We start from the raw sequence: 20,123 nt of genomic DNA on the forward strand, positions 1-20,123 counted from the left end.
GCGCCGCCTTCTTCCCGCATTACTGTCTCAACGGCCATGACCTATACCAGCTCTACCGTTCGCGTGCCTGACGTCGGCGTCGTGCCGCGTCACATCGCGATCATCATGGACGGCAACGGCCGTTGGGCGACCGAACGCCGCTTGCCGCGCGTCGCGGGGCACACCCGCGGCGTCGATGCCGTGCGGGCGGTGGTCGAAGGCTGCGCGCGCGCCGGCGTCGAGTACCTGACGCTGTTCGCGTTCAGTTCGGAAAACTGGCGCCGGCCGAACGACGAAGTGTCGTTCCTGATGCGGCTGTTCATCACCGCGCTCGAGCGCGAAGTGGGCAAGCTGCATGCGAACGGGATCCGCCTGCGTGTCGTCGGCGATCTCGACCGTTTCGAGCCGCGCATCCGCGAACTGATTCGCCGCGCCGAAACCAAGACGGCGCGCAATACCCGTTTGACGCTCACCATCGCGGCCAACTACGGCGGCCGGTGGGACATCCTGCAGGCGACGAAGAAGCTCGTCGAGCAGGCCGTGCGCGAAGGGCGCGAGATCGAAGTGACCGAGGATGCATTCGCGCCGCACCTGGCGATGGCCTATGCGCCGGAGCCCGATCTCTTCATCCGCACCGGTGGCGAGCAGCGCGTCAGCAACTTCCTGCTGTGGCAGCTCGCGTACGCCGAATTCTATTTCACCGACAAGTACTGGCCGGATTTCGACGGCGCGGCACTGGCCGACGCGATGGCGTCGTATACCGAGCGCGAGCGCCGTTTCGGGCGCACGAGTGCGCAGCTCGAACCGCAATCGCAGAACGCCGACTCCCTTTCATGCTGAAAACCCGTGTGATCACGGCGATCGTGATGCTGGCAGTGCTGCTGCCGGTGACGCTGTTCGCGCCGCTCGCCGGGTTCGGTGCGCTGATCGGCGTCGTGCTCGTGTTCGCCGCGTGGGAGTGGGCGCGCCTGCTCAAGCTCGGCGGCGCCGGCCCGGTCGTCTATGCGCTCGTCGCGGCGCTCGCGCTCGCGGCCACCGCGCCGCTCGGCGTCGATGCGGCATCGTCCCGTCCCCTTTTCATGGCGGCCGGCGTGTTCTGGCTGCTGGTCGGCCCGTTCGCGCTGCGGCGCAAGCCCGAACTCGCGGGCGGCGTGTGGCGGCCGTTCCTGCTGGCCGCCGGCCTCGTCGTGTTCGCCGCCTGCTGGCATGCGCTCGTGGCAGCCCGCGCGCAGGGCGTGCCGTTCGTGCTGTCGCTGCTTCTGGTCGTCTGGCTGGCCGATATCGGCGCATACTTCGCGGGCAAGGCCTTCGGAAAGCGTAAACTGGCCATCACGATCAGCCCCGGCAAGAGCTGGGAGGGTGCGATCGGCGGCTGGTTCGCGGTGATGGTCGTCGCCGGTGTCGCGATGGCCGTGCATGCGTTCGAACCGACCCTGTTTTCTGCATTCGCCATGCGCTACGGGATGCCCGGCGCGTGGGCCGCGCTGACGCTGCTGGTCGCGTACAGCGTGATCGGCGACCTGTTCGAGTCGCTGCTGAAGCGGCAGGCGGGCGTGAAGGATTCTAGCGGACTGCTGCCGGGCCACGGCGGCGTGCTCGATCGTGTCGACGCGCTGCTGCCGGTGCTGCCGCTCGCGATGCTGCTGCTTGGTTAAACCATTATTCCTGTTATGCAAAAACGTCTGACATTGCTCGGTTCCACGGGCTCGATCGGAGACAGCACGCTCGACGTGGTCGCGCGCCATCCCGAGCGCTTCTCGGTCTATGCGCTGACCGCGCACCGCAACGGCGACAAGCTCGTCGAGCAGTGTCTGCGCTTCGCGCCTGAAGTGGCGGTGGTCGGCGATGCCGCGACGGCCGCGCACGTCGACGCCAAACTGCGCGCGGCCGGCAGCAAGACGGTCGTGCTACACGGGCCGCAGGCGCTCGTCGACGTGTCGAAGAGCGACGGCTGCGACACGGTGGTCGCGGCGATCGTCGGCGCGGCCGGCCTCGCGCCGAGCCTGGCGGCCGCACGCGCCGGCAAGCGGATCCTGCTCGCGAACAAGGAAGCGCTCGTGATGTCGGGCGCGATCTTCATGGACGCCGTACGCGACCATGGCGCGATCCTGCTGCCGGTCGACAGCGAACACAACGCGATCTTCCAGTGCATGCCGCGCGACGCGGCCGAGCACGGCGGGATCTCGAAGATCATCCTGACCGCGTCGGGCGGCCCGTTCCGTACGCGCGAACCGGCCACGCTGGTCGACGTCACGCCGGACGAAGCGTGCAAGCACCCGAACTGGGTGATGGGCCGCAAGATCTCGGTCGATTCCGCGACGATGATGAACAAGGGCCTCGAGGTGATCGAGGCGCACTGGATCTTCGGGTTGCCCGGCGACCGGATCGACGTGCTGATCCACCCGCAGAGCGTGATCCATTCGCTCGTGTCGTACCGCGACGGCTCGGTGCTCGCGCAGCTCGGCAACCCCGACATGCGCACGCCGATCGCGCACGCGCTCGCGTTTCCCGAGCGCGTCGACGCGGGCGTCGACCAGCTCGACCTCGCGCAGATCGCCCAGCTGTCGTTCGAGAAGCCCGATTACGCGCGCTTCCCGTGCCTCGCGCTCGCGCTGAAGGCGCTCGAGGAAGGCGGTATCGCGAGCGCCGCATTGAACGCGGCGAACGAAGTCGCGGTCGAAGCATTTCTCGAGCGCCGGATCGGCTTCATGGCGATCGCGGCGACGGTCGACGCCGTGCTCAACACGCTGCCGAACCGCGCGCCCGACGGGCTCGACGACGTCCTCGCGGCGGATGCCGAGGCTCGCCGCCTCGCCGCCGCGATCATTGCGAAAGCGCCTGCGCCACGCGTGGAGCGTACTGTCTGAATGGGGTGCTCATGAACGTGCTGGTCGAACTGGTCGCGTTTGCGGTGGCGATCGGGGTACTGGTCGTCGTGCATGAGTACGGACATTATCGCGTCGCGCGCTGGTGCGGCGTGAAGGTGCTGCGTTTCTCGATCGGCTTCGGCCAGCCCGTCGCGCGCTGGGTCAGCCGCCGGACGGGCACCGAGTGGACGCTGTCCGCGCTGCCGCTCGGCGGCTACGTGAAAATGCTCGACGAGCGCGATCCGGGCCCCGGCATTCCGCCCGAGGTGCTCGGCCAGGCATTCAACCGCCAGTCGGTCTACAAGCGCATCGCGATCGTCGCGGCCGGGCCGATTGCGAACTTCCTGCTGGCAATCGCGCTGTTCTCCCTCGTATTCGCCACCGGCGTGACCGAACCGACCGCGATCGTCGCGCCGCCGGCCGCCGGCACCGCGGCGGCCCGCGCGGGCTTCGACGGCAGCGAGACGATCGTGTCGATCCGCAATGCGCAGGGCGGCGAGTCCGAACCGGTGCGATCGTGGTCGGACCTGCGCTGGAAGCTGCTGTCGGCCGCGTTCGACCATCGCGAGGTCGTGCTCGGCGCGCGCGACGGCAATGCGACGTTCGATTTCCGCGTCGATCTCCGCAACGTACCCGACAGCCAGCTCGACGACGACTTCATGGCCCATCTGGGCTTCGAGGCCGGCGGCGGCACGTTGTCGGTCGCGTCGGTGCAGCCGGGCAGCGCGGCGGAACAGGCCGGCCTGAAGGTCGGCGACAAGCTGGTCGCGCTCGACGGCAAGCCGATCGGCGGCGCGTCGCGCTTCATCGACACGGTGAAGCACCATGCGGGCAAGCCGCTCGACCTGCAGATCGAACGCAACGGCGCCGCGCAGACGGTCGCGATCGTGCCGCAGATGCAGCGCGACGACGAATCGGGGCAGCAGGTCGGCCGCATCGGCGCGGCGCTGTCGATGCACGCGCCGTCGGTGGACGTGCGCTACGGGCCGATCGAGAGCCTGCGGCTCGGCGCGCACCGCACGTGGGACATTTCCGTGTATTCGCTGAAGATGTTCGGGCGGATGATCACGGGCAACGCGTCGCTGAAGAACCTGTCCGGCCCGGTGACGATCGCCGACTACGCAGGCAAGAGCGCGCGGCTCGGTCCGTCGGCGTTCCTGTCGTTCCTCGCCCTTGTCAGCATTAGCCTTGGCGTCCTGAACTTGTTGCCGATTCCCGTTTTGGACGGGGGGCATCTGTTATATTATGCGGTTGAAGCCGCGACCGGGAAAGCCGTCTCGGAGCGCTGGCAGCTGATTCTGCAAAGAGCCGGGTTGATCTGCATCGTCGCATTGTCGGCGATCGCGCTGTTCAACGATCTGGCTCGGTTAATCCATTTCTGAAGCGTCAGGCGGCGGCCGCTGGCCAGCCGCCCGATTTGATGCAGCTAAATATTGGGGATGCATGTTGTTCAAACCTCATCGCTTTGTACCTAAGACAGTTGCAGCGGCCGCGCTCGCCGCGCACGGCCTCGCGGCGCATGCAGCGGCACCGTTCGTGGTGCAAGACATCAAGATCGAGGGGCTGCAGCGCGTCGAAGCGGGTTCGGTGTTCGCCTATCTGCCGATCAAGCAGGGCGATACCTTCACGGACGACAAGGCATCCGAAGCAATCCGCGCGTTGTACGCGACGGGCTTTTTCAACGACGTGCGCATCGCCACGCAGGGCAACGTCGTGATCGTGCAGGTGCAGGAGCGTCCGGCCATCGCGTCGATCGACTTCACCGGCACGAAGGAATTCGACAAGGACAACCTGACGAAGGCGCTGCGCGCGGTCGGCCTCGCCGATGGCCGCTACTACGACAAGGCGCTCGTCGACAAGGCGGAGCAGGAGCTCAAGCGCCAGTACCTGACGCGCGGCTTCTATGCGGCCGAGGTCAAGACGACGATCACGCCGGTCGACGCGAACCGCGTGTCGATCCTGTTCGCGGTGGCCGAAGGCCCGAGCGCGAAGATCCGCCAGATCAACTTCATCGGCAACAAGGCGTTCAGCACCAGCACGCTGCGCGACGAGATGCAGCTGTCGACGCCGAACTGGTTCTCCTGGTACACGAAGAACGACCTGTACTCGAAGGAAAAGCTCACGGGCGACCTCGAAGCGGTGCGCTCGTACTACCTGAACCGCGGTTACCTCGAGTTCAACATCGAGTCGACCCAGGTGTCGATCTCGCCGGACAAGAAGGACATGTACCTGACGGTCACGCTGCACGAAGGCGAGCCGTACACGGTGTCGGGCATCAAGCTGTCGGGCAATCTGCTCGATCGCGAGGCCGAACTCAACAAGCTGATCAAGATCAAGCCGGGCGACCGTTTCTCGGCCGAAAAGCTGCAGCAGACCACCAAGTCGATCGTCGACAAGCTCGGTGAATACGGCTACGCATTCGCGACCGTCAACGCGCAGCCGGACATCGACCAGGCGAACCACAAGGTCAACCTGAACCTCGTCGTCGATCCGAGCCGCCGCGTGTACGTGCGCCGCATCAACGTGGTCGGCAACACGCGCACGCGCGACGAAGTGGTGCGCCGCGAAATGCGCCAGCTCGAAAGCTCGTGGTTCGACTCGAACCGCCTCGCGCTGTCGAAGGACCGCGTGAACCGCCTCGGCTACTTCACCAACGTCGACGTGACGACGGTGCCGGTCGACGGCACGAACGACCAGGTCGACGTGAACGTGAAGGTCGACGAAAAGCCGACCGGCGCGATCACGCTGGGTGCCGGTTTCTCGTCGACGGACAAGGTCGTGCTGTCGGCCGGCGTGTCGCAGGACAACGTGTTCGGTTCGGGCACGAGCCTGTCGGTGAACGTCAACACCGCGAAGAGCTACCGCACGCTGACCGTCACGCAGGTCGACCCGTACTTCACGGTCGACGGCATCAAGCGGATCACGGACGTCTACTACCGCACGTACCAGCCGCTTTACTACTCGACGAGCTCGAGCTTCCGGATCATCAGCGCGGGCGGCAACCTGAAGTTCGGCATTCCGTTCTCGGAAGTCGACACCGTGTACTTCGGTGCGGGCTTCGAGCAGAACCGCCTCGACGTCGATTCGAACACGCCGCAGAGCTACCAGGACTACGTGAACGAGTTCGGCCGCGTGTCGAACACGGTGCCGCTGACGGTGGCATGGTCGCGCGACGCGCGTGACAGCGCGCTGATTCCGAGCCGCGGCTACTTCACGCAGGCGAACATCGAATACGGCGTGCCGGTCGGCAAGATCCAGTACTACAAGGCCGACCTGCAGGCGCAGTACTACTATTCGTTCTCGCGCGGCTTCATCCTGGGCCTGAACCTGCAAGGCGGCTACGGTAACGGTATCGGCAACCCGTACCCGATCTTCAAGAACTACTACGCGGGTGGTATCGGCTCCGTGCGGGGTTACGAGCCGAGCTCGCTGGGCCCGCGCGACACGAAGACGAACGACCCGATCGGCGGTTCGAAGATGCTGGTCGGCAACATCGAGCTGACGTTCCCGCTGCCGGGCACCGGTTACGACCGCACGCTGCGCGTGTTCACGTTCCTCGACGGCGGTAACGTGTGGGGCAACGCGCCGGGCGGCACGAGTACGGGCGCCAACGGCCTGCGCTACGGCTACGGTGTGGGTCTCGCGTGGATCTCGCCGATCGGCCCGCTGAAGCTGAGCCTCGGCTTCCCGCTGCAGAAGCACGAAGGCGACCAGTACCAGAAATTCCAGTTCCAGATCGGGACGGCGTTCTGAACGAACGCATGACAACAGCAACGAGAGGGTAATTTTGCTAACCGGTAAGTTTTCGAAACGAGTGATGTGCGCGCTGACCGTTGCGCTGGCCCTGGGCGCGGCAACGGTGCACGCACAGGACGTCGCCCGCATCGCGGCGGTCAATTCGGATCGGATCCTGCGCGAGTCGGCACCCGCGAAGGCGGCGCAGACGAAGCTCGAAGCCGAGTTCGCGAAGCGTGACAAGGATCTGCAGGACCTGGCGGCACGCCTGAAGTCGATGTCCGATTCGCTGGACAAGAACGGCACGTCGCTGTCGGCGGCCGATCGCGCGCAGAAGCAGCGTGATCTGGCGCAGCTCGATACCGACTTCCAGCGCAAGCAGCGCGAATTTCGCGAAGACCTGAACCAGCGTCGCAACGAAGAATTGGCGGCCGTGCTGGACAAGGCGAACAAGGTCATCAAGCAGATCGCCGAGCAGCAGAATTACGACCTGATCGTGCAGGAAGCCGTGTACGTCAGCCCGCGCATCGACATCACCGACAAGGTGCTCAAGGCGCTCGCGTCCGGCTCGACGAACTGAACGGAGCAGACGACGAATGGCATTGACGCTTGAGGAACTCGTAAAACGGTTCGGCGGCGAGATCGCCGGCGACGCACAGTGCAAGGTGGGCGGGCTCGCACCGCTCGACCAGGCGGGCCCTCAACAGCTCGCGTTCCTCGCGAACCCGAAGTACCTGTCGCAGGTCGAATCGACCCGTGCCGGTGCGGTCCTGATCGCACCGAAGGATCTGGAAAAGCTGGGTGCGGCCGCCGCCGGTCGCAATTTCATCGTGACGCCGAATCCGTACGCGTACTTCGCGCGCGTCGCGCAGATGTTCATCGATCTGGCCACGCCGCCGCGCGCGGCCGGCGTGCATCCGAGCGCGACGATCGATCCGGCCGCGATGGTCGCCGCGACCGCGGTGATCGGCCCGCACGTGACGATCGAGGCCGGCGCGGTGATCGAAGACGGCGTGCAGCTCGACGCGAACGTATTCGTCGGCCGCGGCACGACGATCGGCGCCGGCTCTCATTTCTATCCGAATGCATCGGTGTACCACGGCTGCAAGATCGGCCCGCGCGCGATCGTCCATGCGGGCGCCGTGATCGGCTCCGACGGCTTCGGCTTCGCACCGGATTTCGTCGGCGACGGCGACGCGCGCACCGGCAGCTGGGTCAAGATCCCGCAGGTCGGTGGCGTGACGATCGGCCCGGACGTCGAAATCGGCGCGAACACGACGATCGATCGCGGCGCGATGGCGGATACCGTCATCGAGGAATGCGTGAAGATCGACAACCAGGTCCAGATCGGCCACAACTGCCGGATCGGCGCGTACACCGTGATCGCCGGCAGCGCCGGCATCGCGGGCAGCACGACGATCGGCCGCCACTGCATGATCGGTGGCGCGGCCGGGATCGCCGGCCACGTGACGCTCGGCGACTACGTGATCATCACCGCGAAGTCGGGCGTATCGAAGTCGCTGCCGAAAGCCGGCATCTACACCAGCGCGTTCCCGGCCGTCGACCACGGCGAATGGAACAAGAGCGCCGCGCTCGTGCGCAACCTCGACAAGCTGCGCGAGCGCATCAAGGCGCTCGAAGCCGCGCTCGCCGCCCAGGGCGGCACCCACGCCTGAGCGCATCATGCGAGACCACGAACCGGGCACGGCCAGCGCAACCGGCCCGGTTTGCCAGACTGGGCCGCGCGGCGGCCCGCTTCAGCCTTTGCATCACCACCGCGCAGCCTCTGCGTGAGACGAACCATCATGAGCACTGAAAAAATCAACCTCGACATCCACAAGATCCTCACGCTGCTGCCGCATCGCTACCCGATTCTGCTCGTCGATCGCGTGCTCGAACTCGAACCGCACAAAGGGATCAAAGCGCTGAAGAACGTGTCGATCAACGAGCCGTTCTTCCAGGGGCATTTCCCGAAGCGGCCGGTGATGCCGGGCGTGCTGATCCTCGAGGCGCTCGCGCAGGCCGCGGCGCTGCTGACGTTCGCGGAAGAGCAGCCGAAGGATCCGGAGAACACGCTGTATTACTTCGTCGGGATCGACGGCGCGCGCTTCAAGCGCGTGGTCGAACCGGGCGACCAGCTGATTCTGAACGTGACGTTCGAGCGCTACATCCGCGGCATCTGGAAGTTCAAGGCGGTGGCGGAAGTGGACGGCAAGGTGGCGGCGGAAGCCGAACTGATGTGCACGGTCAAGACGGCCGACGCGGCGCCCTGAGCGACGCGGCACGCATGGATAACGTAACGCGAGCAACGCGACACATCATATCGAGAGGCAACGGCGCATGACCAGGATTCATCCTACCGCGATCGTCGAGCCGGGCGCGCAGATCGACGAATCGGTCGAGATCGGCCCGTACGCGATCGTCGGCCCGCACGTCACGATCGGCGCGCGCACGACGATCGGCTCGCACAGCGTGATCGAAGGCCATACGACGCTCGGCGAGGACAACCGCATCGGCCACTACGCGTCGGTCGGCGGCCGTCCGCAGGACATGAAGTACAAGGACGAGCCGACGAAGCTCGTGATCGGCAACCGCAACACGATCCGCGAATTCACGACGATCCACACGGGCACCGTGCAGGACGTCGGCGTGACGACGCTCGGCGACGACAACTGGATCATGGCCTACGTGCACATCGGCCATGACTGCCGCGTCGGCAACAACGTGATCCTGTCGAGCAACGCGCAGATGGCCGGTCACGTCGAGATCGGCGACTTCGCGATCATCGGCGGGATGTCGGGCGTGCACCAGTTCGTGCGCATTGGCGCGCATTCGATGCTGGGCGGCGCGTCGGCGCTCGTGCAGGACATCCCGCCATTCGTGATCGCGGCGGGTAACAAGGCCGAGCCGCACGGGATCAACGTCGAAGGGCTGCGCCGGCGCGGCTTCTCGGCCGATGCGATCTCGGCGCTGCGCAGCGCGTACCGCGTGCTGTACAAGAACGGCCTGTCGCTCGAGGAGGCGAAGGTGCAACTGCGCGAGCTCGCGGGAGCGGGCGGCGACGGCGATGCACCGGTGAAGGCGCTCGTCGAGTTCATCGACGCGTCGCAACGCGGCATCATCCGCTAAGCGATGCCGCTCCCGACCAATCAGCTCCGGCTCGCGATGGTGGCTGGCGAGCCGTCGGGCGACCTGCTCGCGGCGTCGCTGCTCGGCGGGCTGCACGAGCGGCTGCCCGAATCGGCCCAGTATTACGGGATCGGCGGGCAGCGCATGATCGCGCAGGGCTTCGACTCGCACTGGCAGATGGACAAGCTGACCGTGCGCGGCTATGTCGAGGCGCTGGGCCAGATTCCCGAGATCCTGCGGATTCGCGGCGAACTCAAGCGCCAGCTGCTCGCCGAGCGGCCGGACGCGTTCATCGGCGTCGACGCCCCCGATTTCAACTTCAGCGTCGAACAGGCCGCGCGCGACGCGGGCATCCCGTCGATCCACTTCGTGTGCCCGTCGATCTGGGCGTGGCGCGGCGGCCGGATCAAGAAGATCGCGAAGTCCGTCGATCACATGCTGTGCCTGTTTCCGTTCGAACCGGCGATTCTCGACAAGGCCGGCGTCGCCTCGACCTACGTCGGCCACCCGCTGGCCGACGACATCCCGCTCGAACCCGACACGCACGGCGCGCGTATCGCGCTGGGTCTGCCGGCCGACGGCCCCGTGATCGCGGTGCTGCCGGGCAGCCGGCGCTCGGAGATCGCACTGATCGGTCCGACGTTCTTCGCGGCGATGGCGCTGATGCAGCAGCGTGAGCCCGGCGTGCGGTTCGTGATGCCGGCGGCGACGCCCGCGCTGCGCGAACTGCTGCAGCCGCTCGTCGACGCCCATCCGCAACTCGCATTGACGATCACCGACGGCCGCTCGCAGGTCGCGATGACGGCCGCCGACGCGATCCTCGTGAAGAGTGGCACCGTCACGCTGGAAGCCGCGCTGCTGAAGAAGCCGATGGTGATCTCGTACAAGGTGCCCTGGCTGACCGGGCAGATCATGCGCCGGCAGGGCTACCTGCCGTATGTCGGCTTGCCGAACATCCTGGCGGGACGCTTCGTCGTGCCCGAGCTGCTGCAGCATTTCGCGACGCCCGAGGCGCTCGCCGATGCGACGCTCACGCAGCTGCGCGACGACGCGAATCGCCGTACGCTGACCGAAGTGTTTACCGAAATGCATCTTTCGCTGCGGCAGAACACGGCCGCGAAGGCGGCCGAGGCCGTCGTGCGCGTGCTCGAGCAACGCAAGGGGCGCGCATGACCGCCGTCCGTGCACCGCGCCGCCGCGCGCCGAGCGACGGGCAGGGCGGTTTCGATTTCAGCCGCCCGGACGAGATCGTGTGCGGCGTCGACGAAGCGGGCCGCGGCCCGCTCGCGGGGCCGGTGGTGGCCGCCGCGGTGATCCTCGATCCGGCGCGGCCGATCGACGGGCTCGACGATTCGAAGGTGCTCTCCGCGAAGAAGCGCGACCTGCTGTACGACCTGATCGTCGCGCGTTCGCACGCGTATTGCGTCGCGTCGGCGAGCGTCGACGAGATCGATACGCTGAACATCCTGCACGCGACGATGCTCGCGATGAAGCGAGCCGTGGAAGGGCTGTCGGTGCTGCCGACGCTCGCGCAGATCGACGGCAACCGCTGCCCGACGCTGAGCGTGCGTGCCGAGGCGATCGTCAGCGGCGACGCGCTCGTGCCGAGCATCTCGGCCGCCTCGATCCTCGCGAAAGTCACGCGCGACCGCATGCTGGTCGACCTGCACGAACGCTTCCCGGTGTACGGCTTCAACGTGCATGCGGGCTACGGCACCGCGAAACACCTCGCCGCATTGCGCGAACATGGCCCGTGCGAAGCGCACCGGCGCTCGTTCGCGCCGGTTCGTGCGGCGCTTGATCTGATTCGATGAAAAGCATCACTTCCCGCGACAACCCGCTGTACAAGCGCCTGAAGGCGCTCGCGGGTTCGACGCCCCAGCAGCGCCGCAGCGGCCAGGCGCTGCTCGAAGGTTTCCATCTCGCGAGCGCGTATCTCGACACGGGTGCGACGCCCGAGCTGTGCGTCACGACCGAAGGTGCGCTTGGCCATGCCGAGGCGCAGGCGATCGTCGCGCGTATCGACGCGCAGCGGATCGTCACGCTGCCGGACGCGTTGTTCGGACAGTTGTCGAACGTCGTCAACGGCGTCGGCTTCCTGCTGCTGGTCGATCGGCCGGCGCACCCGCTGCCCGCGCGCGTGACGGAGACGTCGGTCGTGCTCGACGGCGTGCAGGACGCCGGCAATGTCGGCTCGATCCTGCGCAGCGCGGCGGCGGCCGGCGTGCGTCATGTGTTCTGCGCGCCGGGGACGGCCTACGCGTGGTCGTCGAAGGTGCTGCGCTCGGGCATGGGTGCGCATTTCCTGCTGTCGATCCATGAGGACGTCGATGCCGGCGAGCTCTCCGGACGCCTCGCCGTACCGGTCGCGCTGACCGACTCGCACGGCGCGCAGGCCGTCTACGACTGCGACCTGTCGGCGCCCGTCGCATGGGTGTTCGGCAACGAAGGCGCAGGCGTGTCGGCCTTCTGGCGCGATGCGGCCACGCATCGCGTGACGATTCCGCAGCCGGGCGGAATGGAGTCGCTGAACGTTGCCGCGGCAGCAGCGGTGTGTCTGTTCGAGCAGGTGCGGCAGCAGCGGCCGGCGTGACGCCGCATGCGCGGCAGGTGCCGTAATACGAAAAAGGCCGCGTTCGACGCGGCCTTTTTGCTTTGGGCGGCGGCCAGACGGCCGCCAGCGCACCGACGCTCAGTACGACTGCCGGTCGAGACGGATTTCCTGCAGGATCGTCGTCGCGATTTCCTCGATCGACTTGTGCGTGGACGACAGCCACTTGATCCCTTCGCGACGCATCATCGCTTCGGCCTCGTTGATCTCGTAGCGGCAGTTCTCGGGCGCCGCGTACTTGCTGCCCGGCCGGCGCTCGTTGCGGATCTCCGACAGGCGCTGCGGGTCGATCGACAGCCCGAACAGCTTCTCGCTGTACGGCGACAGCGCCGACGGCAGCTTGCCGCGCTCGAAATCTTCCGGAATCAGCGGATAGTTGGCCGCCTTCACGCCGTACTGCATCGCGAGGTACAGGCTCGTCGGCGTCTTGCCGCTGCGCGACACGCCGACGAGGATCACGTCGGCTTCCGACAGGTTGCGGTTCGACTGGCCGTCGTCGTGCGCGAGCGAGAAATTGATCGCCTCGATCCGCGTCTTGTATTCCTCGGTGTCCGCGTTCTGGTGGCCGCGGCCCATCGCATGGCTCGACTTGAGCTCCAGTTCCTGCTCGAGCGGTTCGACGAAGCGCTGGAACATGTCGAGCACGAGCGCGTTCGAGCGTTTGACGATGTCGTTCGACTCGCTGTCGACGAGCGTCGTGAACACGATCGCGCGACGGCCGTCGTGCACGGCGGCCTCGTTGATCTTCTCGACGGTCGCATAGGCCTTGTCGAGCGAGTCGACGAACGGCACGCGCACGAGGCGGAATTTCTGGTCGAACTGGGAGAGGATCGAATGCGCGAAGGTTTCGGCAGTGATCCCGGTGCCGTCGGAGACGATGAATACGGTAGGCAGCATGAATCTGGGCGTCGAGCGTGAAGGGCGGTTGCGCGGGCGGCTGGAGGTTCGCCTCCAGACCCAGTGACAAGGTCGCGCCACATCCGGCAGCCGGCACGGTAGAATAGCGGCAACCTGTTGGATAAGCAATTGCGGGGGCGGGGCGCGAACGGCGCCCGTGGCTGGGCCGCGCGATTCCAGAATTCCCGGCAAGTCTGGCGATTTGTCTGCAAATATCGCCCTTCTGCCGGGATTTTTGCAAATCGGGTCGGAAGATTTTCGCCGCTGCGAGTGTTTATCTAACAGGTTGCGCAAGACGCGCCGCGCCTTTTTGCAAGCGCCCGCGTTCGAGCCCACTTGCGCGATCGAGCATTTTTTTCACACTTAGGGGCTTGTATGACTAACGCAGCAAACGTCGCAAAGGACCAGGCGTATGTAATTCCGTTCGAGCAGTTGCGGATGACCGATGTGGAGATCGTGGGCGGCAAGAATGCGTCGCTCGGCGAGATGATCAGCCAGCTTTCCGAAGCAGGCGTTCGCGTACCCACCGGTTTCGCCACGACCGCGCTCGCGTTCCGCGATTTCCTCAAGCACAACGACCTCACCGATCGCATCGCCAAGCGTCTCGAGTCGCTCGACATCGACGACGTGAAGGCGCTCGCCGAAGCCGGCGCCGAAATCCGCAAGTGGATCGTCGACGCACCGCTGCAGCCGCGCCTCGAGCAGGAAATCCGCGCGCAGTTCGAAGTGCTGAAGAACGGCTCGCCGAGCGAGCTGTCGTTCGCCGTGCGCTCGTCCGCAACCGCGGAAGACCTGCCCGACGCATCGTTCGCCGGCCAGCAGGAGTCGTACCTGAACGTCGTCGGCATCGAGGACGTGCTCGACCGCATGAAGCACGTGTTCGCGTCGCTGTACAACGACCGCGCGATCTCGTATCGCGTGCACAAGGGCTTCACGCACGCCGAAGTCGCGCTGTCGGCCGGCGTGCAGCGCATGGTCCGCTCGGACGTCGGCGCCGCCGGCGTGATGTTCACGATCGATACCGAATCGGGCTTCAAGGACGCCGTGTTCATCACGTCGAGCTACGGCCTGGGCGAAACCGTCGTGCAGGGCGCGGTGAACCCGGACGAGTTCTACGTGTTCAAGACGACGCTCGCGCAGGACAAGTACCCGATCATCCGCCGCTCGATCGGCTCGAAGCTGATCAAGATGGAATTCACGCAGCCGGGCGAACCGGGCCGCGTGAAGACGGTCGACGTGCCGCACGAGCAGCGCAACCGCTACTCGATCACGGATGAAGACGTGATCGAGCTGGCGAAGTACGCGGTCATCATCGAGAAGCACTACCAGCGTCCGATGGACATCGAGTGGGGCAAGGACGGCCGCGACGGCAAGATCTTCATCCTGCAGGCGCGTCCGGAAACGGTGAAGAGCCAGGCAACCGGCAAGGCCGAGCAGCGCTTCAAGCTGAAGGGCCAGTCGCAGGTGCTCGCGACGGGTCGCGCGATCGGCCAGAAGATCGGCGCGGGCCCCGTGCGCGTGATCCAGGACCCGTCGGAAATGGAACGCGTGCAGCCGGGCGACGTGCTGGTGGCCGACATGACCGACCCGAACTGGGAGCCGGTGATGAAGCGTGCGGCGGCGATCGTCACGAACCGTGGCGGCCGCACCTGCCACGCGGCGATCATCGCGCGTGAACTCGGCGTGCCGGCCGTCGTCGGCTGCGGCGATGCGACCGACATCCTGAAGGACGGCGCGCTCGTCACCGTGTCGTGCGCGGAAGGCGACGAAGGCAAGATCTACGACGGGCTGCTCGAGACGGAAGTCACGGAAGTGCAGCGCGGCGAACTGCCGGAAATCCCGGTCAAGATCATGATGAACGTCGGCAACCCGCAGCTCGCGTTCGACTTCTCGCAACTGCCGAACGGCGGTGTTGGCCTCGCGCGTCTCGAGTTCATCATCAACAACAACATCGGCGTGCACCCGAAGGCGATCCTCGAGTACCCGAACATCGACCAGGACCTGAAGAAGGCGGTCGAGAGCGTTGCGCGCGGTCACGCGTCGCCGCGCCAGTTCTACGTCGACAAGCTGACGGAAGGCGTCGCGACGATCGCGGCGGCGTTCTATCCGAAGCCCGTGATCGTGCGTCTGTCCGACTTCAAGTCGAACGAGTACAAGAAGCTGATCGGCGGTTCGCGTTACGAGCCGGACGAGGAAAACCCGATGCTGGGCTTCCGCGGCGCGTCGCGCTACATCGCCGAGGACTTCGCGCAGGCGTTCGAGATGGAATGCCGTGCACTGAAGCGCGTGCGTGACGAGATGGGCCTGACCAACGTCGAGATCATGGTGCCGTTCGTGCGGACCGTGAAGCAGGCGGAGCGCGTCGTCGGCCTGCTCGAGAAGTTCGGCCTGAAGCGCGGCGAAAACGGCCTGCGCCTCGTGATGATGTGCGAAGTCCCGACCAACGCGATCCTCGCCGAGGAGTTCCTGCAACACTTCGACGGTTTCTCGATCGGCTCGAACGACCTTACGCAGCTCACGCTCGGCCTCGACCGCGATTCGGGCATGGAGCTGCTGGCCGTCGACTTCGACGAACGCGACCCGGCCGTCAAGTTCCTGCTGAAGCGGGCGATCGATACCTGCCGCAAGATGGGCAAGTACGTCGGGATCTGCGGCCAGGGCCCGTCCGATCACCCGGACTTCGCGCAATGGCTGACGGACGAAGGCATCGTGTCGATCTCGCTGAACCCCGACACGATCATCGATACGTGGCAGGCGCTCGCCGCCAACCGCAAGTAACGATTCGTGATGCAACTTCGGCGAAAGGGCGGTCCGCCGCACTTTCGTTGAAGGCAAAATGCAAGGTTCGTGCTATAAACACCCCGGTAAGCACCGGGGTGTTTTTTTTCGTCGGTACTCGCCGGGCTGTCCGAAGCGTGCCGACCGCTTCGCACAGCTGCGAGCGCAACGAATATAGTGAGCATCGGGGACGTTTTTCTGGAGACCACAATGATGTCGGGGCATCTGTTCTGGTGGGTCGGGGGCGGCGTGCTGGTCGTGGCCGAATTGCTGACTGGTACGTTCTATCTGCTGATGATCGCGCTCGGCTTTCTCGCCGGCGGGCTGTTGCAACTGGCCGGTTTCGCGCCGCACGTGCAGTTCGGCGCGGCGGCCGCGGTCGCGATCGTCGCGATGATCGTGCTGCGCCGCTCGGGGCTCGGTCGCAAGCAGAAGCGCGACACGTCGACGAATCCCGACGTCAATCTCGATATCGGCTCGACCGTCACGGTCGACGCGTGGCGTGACGGCCGCGCACGCGTGCAGTATCGCGGCGCCGACTGGGACGTCGAACTCGCGGCCGGCGAGCGCGACGATGCGCACGTGTACCAGGTGAGCGCCGTGCGCGGCAATTGCCTCGTGGTCGTGGCGAAACCCGCGGGCTGATCGTCCGCTGATACAACAAGGAGGGAATATTTCATGGATTCGCTGATCATCTGGGTTGTCCTGCTCGTCATCGCGATCGTGATCGTGTCGAAGACGGTGAAGATCGTGCCGCAGCAGCATGCATGGGTGCTCGAGCGCTTCGGGCGCTACCACGCGACGTTGTCGCCCGGCCTCAATATCGTGCTGCCGTTCGTCGATCGCATCGCGTACCGGCACGTGCTGAAGGAAATTCCGCTCGACGTGCCGAGCCAGGTCTGCATCACGCGCGACAACACGCAGTTGCAGGTGGACGGCGTGCTGTACTTCCAGGTGACCGATCCGATGAAGGCATCGTATGGATCGAGCAACTTCGTGCTGGCGATCACGCAGCTCGCGCAAACGACGTTGCGCTCGGTGGTCGGCAAGCTCGAACTCGACAAGACGTTCGAGGAACGCGATTTCATCAACCACAACATCGTGTCGGCGCTCGACCAGGCCGCGGCGAACTGGGGCGTGAAAGTGCTGCGCTACGAGATCAAGGACCTGACGCCGCCGAAGGAGATCCTGCACGCGATGCAGGCGCAGATCACCGCGGAGCGCGAAAAGCGTGCGCTGATCGCCGCATCCGAAGGTCGCAAGCAGGAGCAGATCAACCTCGCGTCGGGTGCGCGCGAAGCCGCGATCCAGAAGTCGGAAGGCGAGCGGCAGGCCGCGATCAATCAGGCGCAGGGCGAAGCCGCCGCGATTCTGGCGGTGGCCGAGGCGAACGCGCAGGCGATCCAGAAGATCGCGAGCGCGATCCAGTCGCAAGGCGGGATGGACGCGGTGAACCTGAAGGTCGCCGAGCAGTATGTCGGCGCGTTCTCGAATCTCGCGAAGCAGGGCAACACGCTGATCGTGCCGTCGAACCTGTCGGATCTCGGCACCGCAATTTCGTCGGCGCTGACGATCGTCAAGAGCGCGGGCGCGGCGTCGGTCGCGAAGGGCTGAGCCCGAAATCGATGCGCGCGCGGTTGCCGCGCACGCATCGTCGTGCGGCGAATCGTCGCGCAGCCGGGCGACCCGCCGCGCGATTCAGGCAGTTCAAAGCAACACGGCCCGCTTCGAGCGGGCCGTGTCGTTTGCGATGCGCGCAGGGTGCGTCAGGTGCCGGCGCGCATGATGCGTGCCTTCTCGCGTTCCCAGTCGCGTTTCTTCTCGGTTTCACGCTTGTCGTGCAGCTTCTTGCCCTTCGCGAGCGCGATGTCGCACTTCACGCGGCCGCCCTTGTAGTGGAAGTTCAGCGGCACGAGCGTGTAGCCGCGCTGCTCGACCTTGCCGATCAGCTTCTTGATTTCCTCGCGGTGCAGCAGCAGCTTGCGCGTGCGCACCGGGTCGGGCTTGATGTGCGTGGAGGCTTCGGGCAGCGGGCTGATATGGGTACCGATCAGGAAGATCTCGGCGTTCTTCACCACGACGTAGCCTTCCTTGATCTGGCCGCGCCCGGCGCGCAGCGCCTTGACTTCCCAGCCCTCCAGCACGAGCCCCGCCTCGTAGCGTTCCTCGATGTGATAATCGAAGTGCGCTTTCCTGTTGTCGATGATGCTCATGAAAGGATCGGGCCAACTCGTTTAAAATCACGATTTTAGCAAAGCAGGGCGGGAATCGCCCGGCTTGGCGTTCCCACTTTAAGCGATGCCGCGCGATTTATGGCAGATGTCCAGAAAACCGTATTGATCCGCCACTCGGCGGAACAGATGTTCGACCTCGTCACCGACGTGGCCGACTACCCCAATTTCCTGCCCTGGTGCGGCGGTGTCGAGATTCGCCGTCAGGACGAGAGCGGGATGGAAGCGCGCATCGACATCAACTTCAAGGGCATCAAGCAGCATTTCGCGACGCGCAACACGCAGCAGCGTCCGACCCGGATCGACATGGAGTTCGCGGACGGGCCGTTCAAGAAGTTCACGGGCTCATGGCGCTTCATCCCGCTGCGCGCCGACGCGTGCAAGATCGAATTCGCGCTGCACTACGAGTTTTCGAGCATCCTGCTCGAGAAGATCATCGGGCCGGTGTTCAGCCACATCGCGAACACGTTCGTCGATTCGTTCGTGAAGCGCGCCGATCAGCGCTACGGGAAGGGGTGACGCGATGCTGTCGATCGAAGTCTGCTACGCACTGCCGGACCGCCAGACGCTGATTCCGCTGTCGCTGCCCGAAGGCGCGACCGTGCGTTCGGCCATCGATGCGAGCGGCGTGCTCGCGCTGCACCCGGAGATCGATCTCGCGCACGCGAAGACGGGTGTCTACGGCAAGCTCGCGCCGCTCGATGCGCCGCTCGTCGATCACGATCGCGTCGAGATCTACCGCCCGCTGATCGTCGATCCGAAGCTCGCGCGCCAGCGGCGCGTCGACAAATCCCGCCGCGCCGGCTCGATCGAGGGCCGCAAGTGGATGCACAAGGACGCGCGCTGACGCGCGGTTCGCTCGGATTGGTCTGATCAAACGCCGCGGCGCTCAGTGCGCCGCGGCGTTTGCATTTGTCGATGCGCTGCCCGGCGTGTCGCCGTGCCGTCGCACCGAGCCGTACACGCCGGCGAGCAGCAGTACGAGCGCGGCGATCTCGAGCGCGTGCGGCATCCGCTGGTCGTACACGAACGCGTACAGCATCGCGAACACGGTTTCGAACACGATCAACTGGCCCGACAGCGTGAGCGGCAGCCGCTTCGACGCGGCATTCCACAGCCCGTTGCCGAGCCACGACGCGCCGATCGCGAGCACGAGATTCAGCAGCCAGAACAATTGCCAGCGCGATGCCGGGACGGCCGCCTGCACCGTGCCGGCGGGCACTGCGAGGATCGCGAGCCAGCAGAGCCCGCCGATCAAACCCGTCACGACACCCCACAGCACCGACCATTCGTTGCCGCCGAAGCGATGATGGCGCTGCAGGTAGCGCGCGTTCGCCACCGCATACCAGGTCCAGCTCGCGAGCGCGCCCGCCGCGCAGGCGATGCCCGCGAGCTTCTGGGCGAGCGTCGTGGCGTGCGCGGTTTCGGACGTGAACAGGTCGACGTTGATGCAGACGATGCCCGCGATCACCAGCGCGAGCGGGGCGGCGAGCCGCCGCAGCGGCACGGCGCCGTGGTCGCCGAGGCCCGCGAGCGTGACGGTCACGGGCAGTACGCCGACGATCAGGGAGCTGGGCGCGATGCCGATCAGGTGCACGGCGCCGGACAGCAGCATGTAATACGCGACGTTGCCGACGACGGCGAGCTTCACCAGTGCGACGAGATCCTCGCGGGTCAGCCGCGCGAGCAGCGAGCGGGCGGCCGGCAACGCGGCCGCGAGCGACACGAGTCCGTACATCGTATAGCGGCCGGCGCTCAGCAGCAGCGGCGAGAAATCGGTCAGCAGCCGCGGCACGAGAAACACCATGCCCCACAGGGCGCCTGCCAGGACACCGTACACCACGCCGCGCTGCATCGACCGCTCCGAACAAATGATTGACGTGCGCGCATCTTAGC

At 65.9% G+C, this 20,123-nt stretch carries 20 protein-coding genes; 17 read left to right on the forward strand and 3 right to left on the reverse strand.

Annotation, left to right across the window (positions count from 1 at the left end; translation table 11 throughout):
* The first annotated feature begins 36 nt into the window (after positions 1–36).
* The 12 genes from uppS to H0X90_RS07215 all read left to right on the forward strand — a co-directional run bounded on the left by uppS (position 37) and on the right by H0X90_RS07215 (position 12,303).
* Positions 37–819, forward strand: coding sequence for a polyprenyl diphosphate synthase (gene uppS / locus H0X90_RS07160; RefSeq protein WP_034201584.1), 783 nt, complete (start codon positions 37–39; stop codon positions 817–819).
* Positions 813–1,634 (forward strand): phosphatidate cytidylyltransferase, encoded by an 822-nt coding sequence (locus H0X90_RS07165; protein ID WP_006483814.1) that lies wholly within the window; start codon positions 813–815, stop codon positions 1,632–1,634. Before uppS ends, H0X90_RS07165 begins: the two co-directional genes overlap by 7 nt.
* Before the next feature lie 15 nt (positions 1,635–1,649).
* Positions 1,650–2,846, forward strand: coding sequence for a 1-deoxy-D-xylulose-5-phosphate reductoisomerase (locus H0X90_RS07170; protein ID WP_006483824.1), 1,197 nt, complete (start codon positions 1,650–1,652; stop codon positions 2,844–2,846).
* Between the two features lie 11 nt (positions 2,847–2,857).
* Entirely contained in the window at positions 2,858–4,228 is a 1,371-nt protein-coding gene (gene rseP, locus H0X90_RS07175) for an RIP metalloprotease RseP (RefSeq protein ID WP_006483829.1), read from the forward strand.
* 61 nt (positions 4,229–4,289) lie between these two features.
* Entirely contained in the window at positions 4,290–6,599 is a 2,310-nt protein-coding gene (gene bamA / locus H0X90_RS07180; protein WP_006493237.1) for an outer membrane protein assembly factor BamA, read from the forward strand.
* A 64-nt stretch (positions 6,600–6,663) separates the two neighbouring features.
* Entirely contained in the window at positions 6,664–7,161 is a 498-nt protein-coding gene (locus H0X90_RS07185; protein ID WP_006495557.1) for an OmpH family outer membrane protein, read from the forward strand.
* 16 nt (positions 7,162–7,177) lie between these two features.
* A complete protein-coding gene (gene lpxD / locus H0X90_RS07190; protein ID WP_060211373.1) occupies positions 7,178–8,257 on the forward strand; it encodes a UDP-3-O-(3-hydroxymyristoyl)glucosamine N-acyltransferase in 1,080 nt (359 codons plus the stop codon).
* Between the two features lie 129 nt (positions 8,258–8,386).
* Positions 8,387–8,854 (forward strand): 3-hydroxyacyl-ACP dehydratase FabZ, encoded by a 468-nt coding sequence (gene fabZ / locus H0X90_RS07195; protein ID WP_006495559.1) that lies wholly within the window; start codon positions 8,387–8,389, stop codon positions 8,852–8,854.
* 67 nt (positions 8,855–8,921) lie between these two features.
* Positions 8,922–9,710, forward strand: coding sequence for an acyl-ACP--UDP-N-acetylglucosamine O-acyltransferase (gene lpxA / locus H0X90_RS07200; protein WP_006483825.1), 789 nt, complete (start codon positions 8,922–8,924; stop codon positions 9,708–9,710).
* 3 nt (positions 9,711–9,713) lie between these two features.
* Positions 9,714–10,883 carry a lipid-A-disaccharide synthase gene (gene lpxB / locus H0X90_RS07205; RefSeq protein ID WP_060211371.1) on the forward strand — a complete coding sequence of 390 codons (1,170 nt, stop codon included), beginning with the start codon at positions 9,714–9,716 and terminating at the stop codon, positions 10,881–10,883.
* Positions 10,880–11,524, forward strand: coding sequence for a ribonuclease HII (gene rnhB, locus H0X90_RS07210; protein WP_006483830.1), 645 nt, complete (start codon positions 10,880–10,882; stop codon positions 11,522–11,524). Before lpxB ends, rnhB begins: the two co-directional genes overlap by 4 nt.
* Complete coding sequence (locus tag H0X90_RS07215; protein ID WP_034201586.1) at positions 11,521–12,303, forward strand: RNA methyltransferase; 783 nt, start codon at positions 11,521–11,523, stop codon at positions 12,301–12,303. Before rnhB ends, H0X90_RS07215 begins: the two co-directional genes overlap by 4 nt.
* 99 nt (positions 12,304–12,402) lie before the next feature.
* Here the strand turns inward: H0X90_RS07215 and H0X90_RS07220 are convergent, their stop codons facing one another.
* Entirely contained in the window at positions 12,403–13,218 is an 816-nt protein-coding gene (locus H0X90_RS07220) for a pyruvate, water dikinase regulatory protein (protein WP_006483812.1), read from the reverse strand.
* A 375-nt stretch (positions 13,219–13,593) separates the two neighbouring features.
* Here H0X90_RS07220 and ppsA point away from each other — a divergent pair, with 375 nt between their 5' ends.
* The 3 genes from ppsA to H0X90_RS07235 all read left to right on the forward strand — a co-directional run bounded on the left by ppsA (position 13,594) and on the right by H0X90_RS07235 (position 17,610).
* Positions 13,594–15,996 (forward strand): phosphoenolpyruvate synthase, encoded by a 2,403-nt coding sequence (gene ppsA / locus H0X90_RS07225; protein ID WP_006483823.1) that lies wholly within the window; start codon positions 13,594–13,596, stop codon positions 15,994–15,996.
* A 210-nt stretch (positions 15,997–16,206) separates the two neighbouring features.
* Positions 16,207–16,641: an NfeD family protein gene (locus tag H0X90_RS07230; RefSeq protein WP_034201587.1), complete on the forward strand. Its 435-nt coding sequence runs from the start codon at positions 16,207–16,209 to the stop codon at positions 16,639–16,641.
* A gap of 33 nt (positions 16,642–16,674) precedes the next feature.
* Positions 16,675–17,610 (forward strand): SPFH domain-containing protein, encoded by a 936-nt coding sequence (locus H0X90_RS07235; RefSeq protein WP_006483815.1) that lies wholly within the window; start codon positions 16,675–16,677, stop codon positions 17,608–17,610.
* 152 nt (positions 17,611–17,762) lie between these two features.
* On the opposite strand, the gene smpB is transcribed toward H0X90_RS07235, so the two are convergent.
* The gene (gene smpB, locus H0X90_RS07240) at positions 17,763–18,209 is read right to left on the reverse strand and encodes an SsrA-binding protein SmpB (protein WP_006478511.1); all 447 of its coding nucleotides are present in this window, start codon (positions 18,207–18,209) and stop codon (positions 17,763–17,765) included.
* A gap of 99 nt (positions 18,210–18,308) precedes the next feature.
* Here smpB and H0X90_RS07245 point away from each other — a divergent pair, with 99 nt between their 5' ends.
* Together H0X90_RS07245 and H0X90_RS07250 are read left to right on the forward strand one after the other, a co-directional pair.
* Positions 18,309–18,746: a type II toxin-antitoxin system RatA family toxin gene (locus H0X90_RS07245; protein WP_006483809.1), complete on the forward strand. Its 438-nt coding sequence runs from the start codon at positions 18,309–18,311 to the stop codon at positions 18,744–18,746.
* A 4-nt stretch (positions 18,747–18,750) separates the two neighbouring features.
* A complete protein-coding gene (locus tag H0X90_RS07250; protein ID WP_006478513.1) occupies positions 18,751–19,074 on the forward strand; it encodes an RnfH family protein in 324 nt (107 codons plus the stop codon).
* Between the two features lie 42 nt (positions 19,075–19,116).
* On the opposite strand, the gene H0X90_RS07255 is transcribed toward H0X90_RS07250, so the two are convergent.
* On the reverse strand, positions 19,117–20,082 hold the full coding sequence (locus tag H0X90_RS07255) for a DMT family transporter (RefSeq protein WP_077190683.1): 966 nt from the start codon (positions 20,080–20,082) through the stop codon (positions 19,117–19,119).
* Positions 20,083–20,123 lie beyond the last annotated feature (41 nt).

The organism is Burkholderia sp. 9775_39, from assembly GCF_015712225.1.
Classification (GTDB): Bacteria; Pseudomonadota; Gammaproteobacteria; order Burkholderiales; family Burkholderiaceae; genus Burkholderia; species Burkholderia cenocepacia.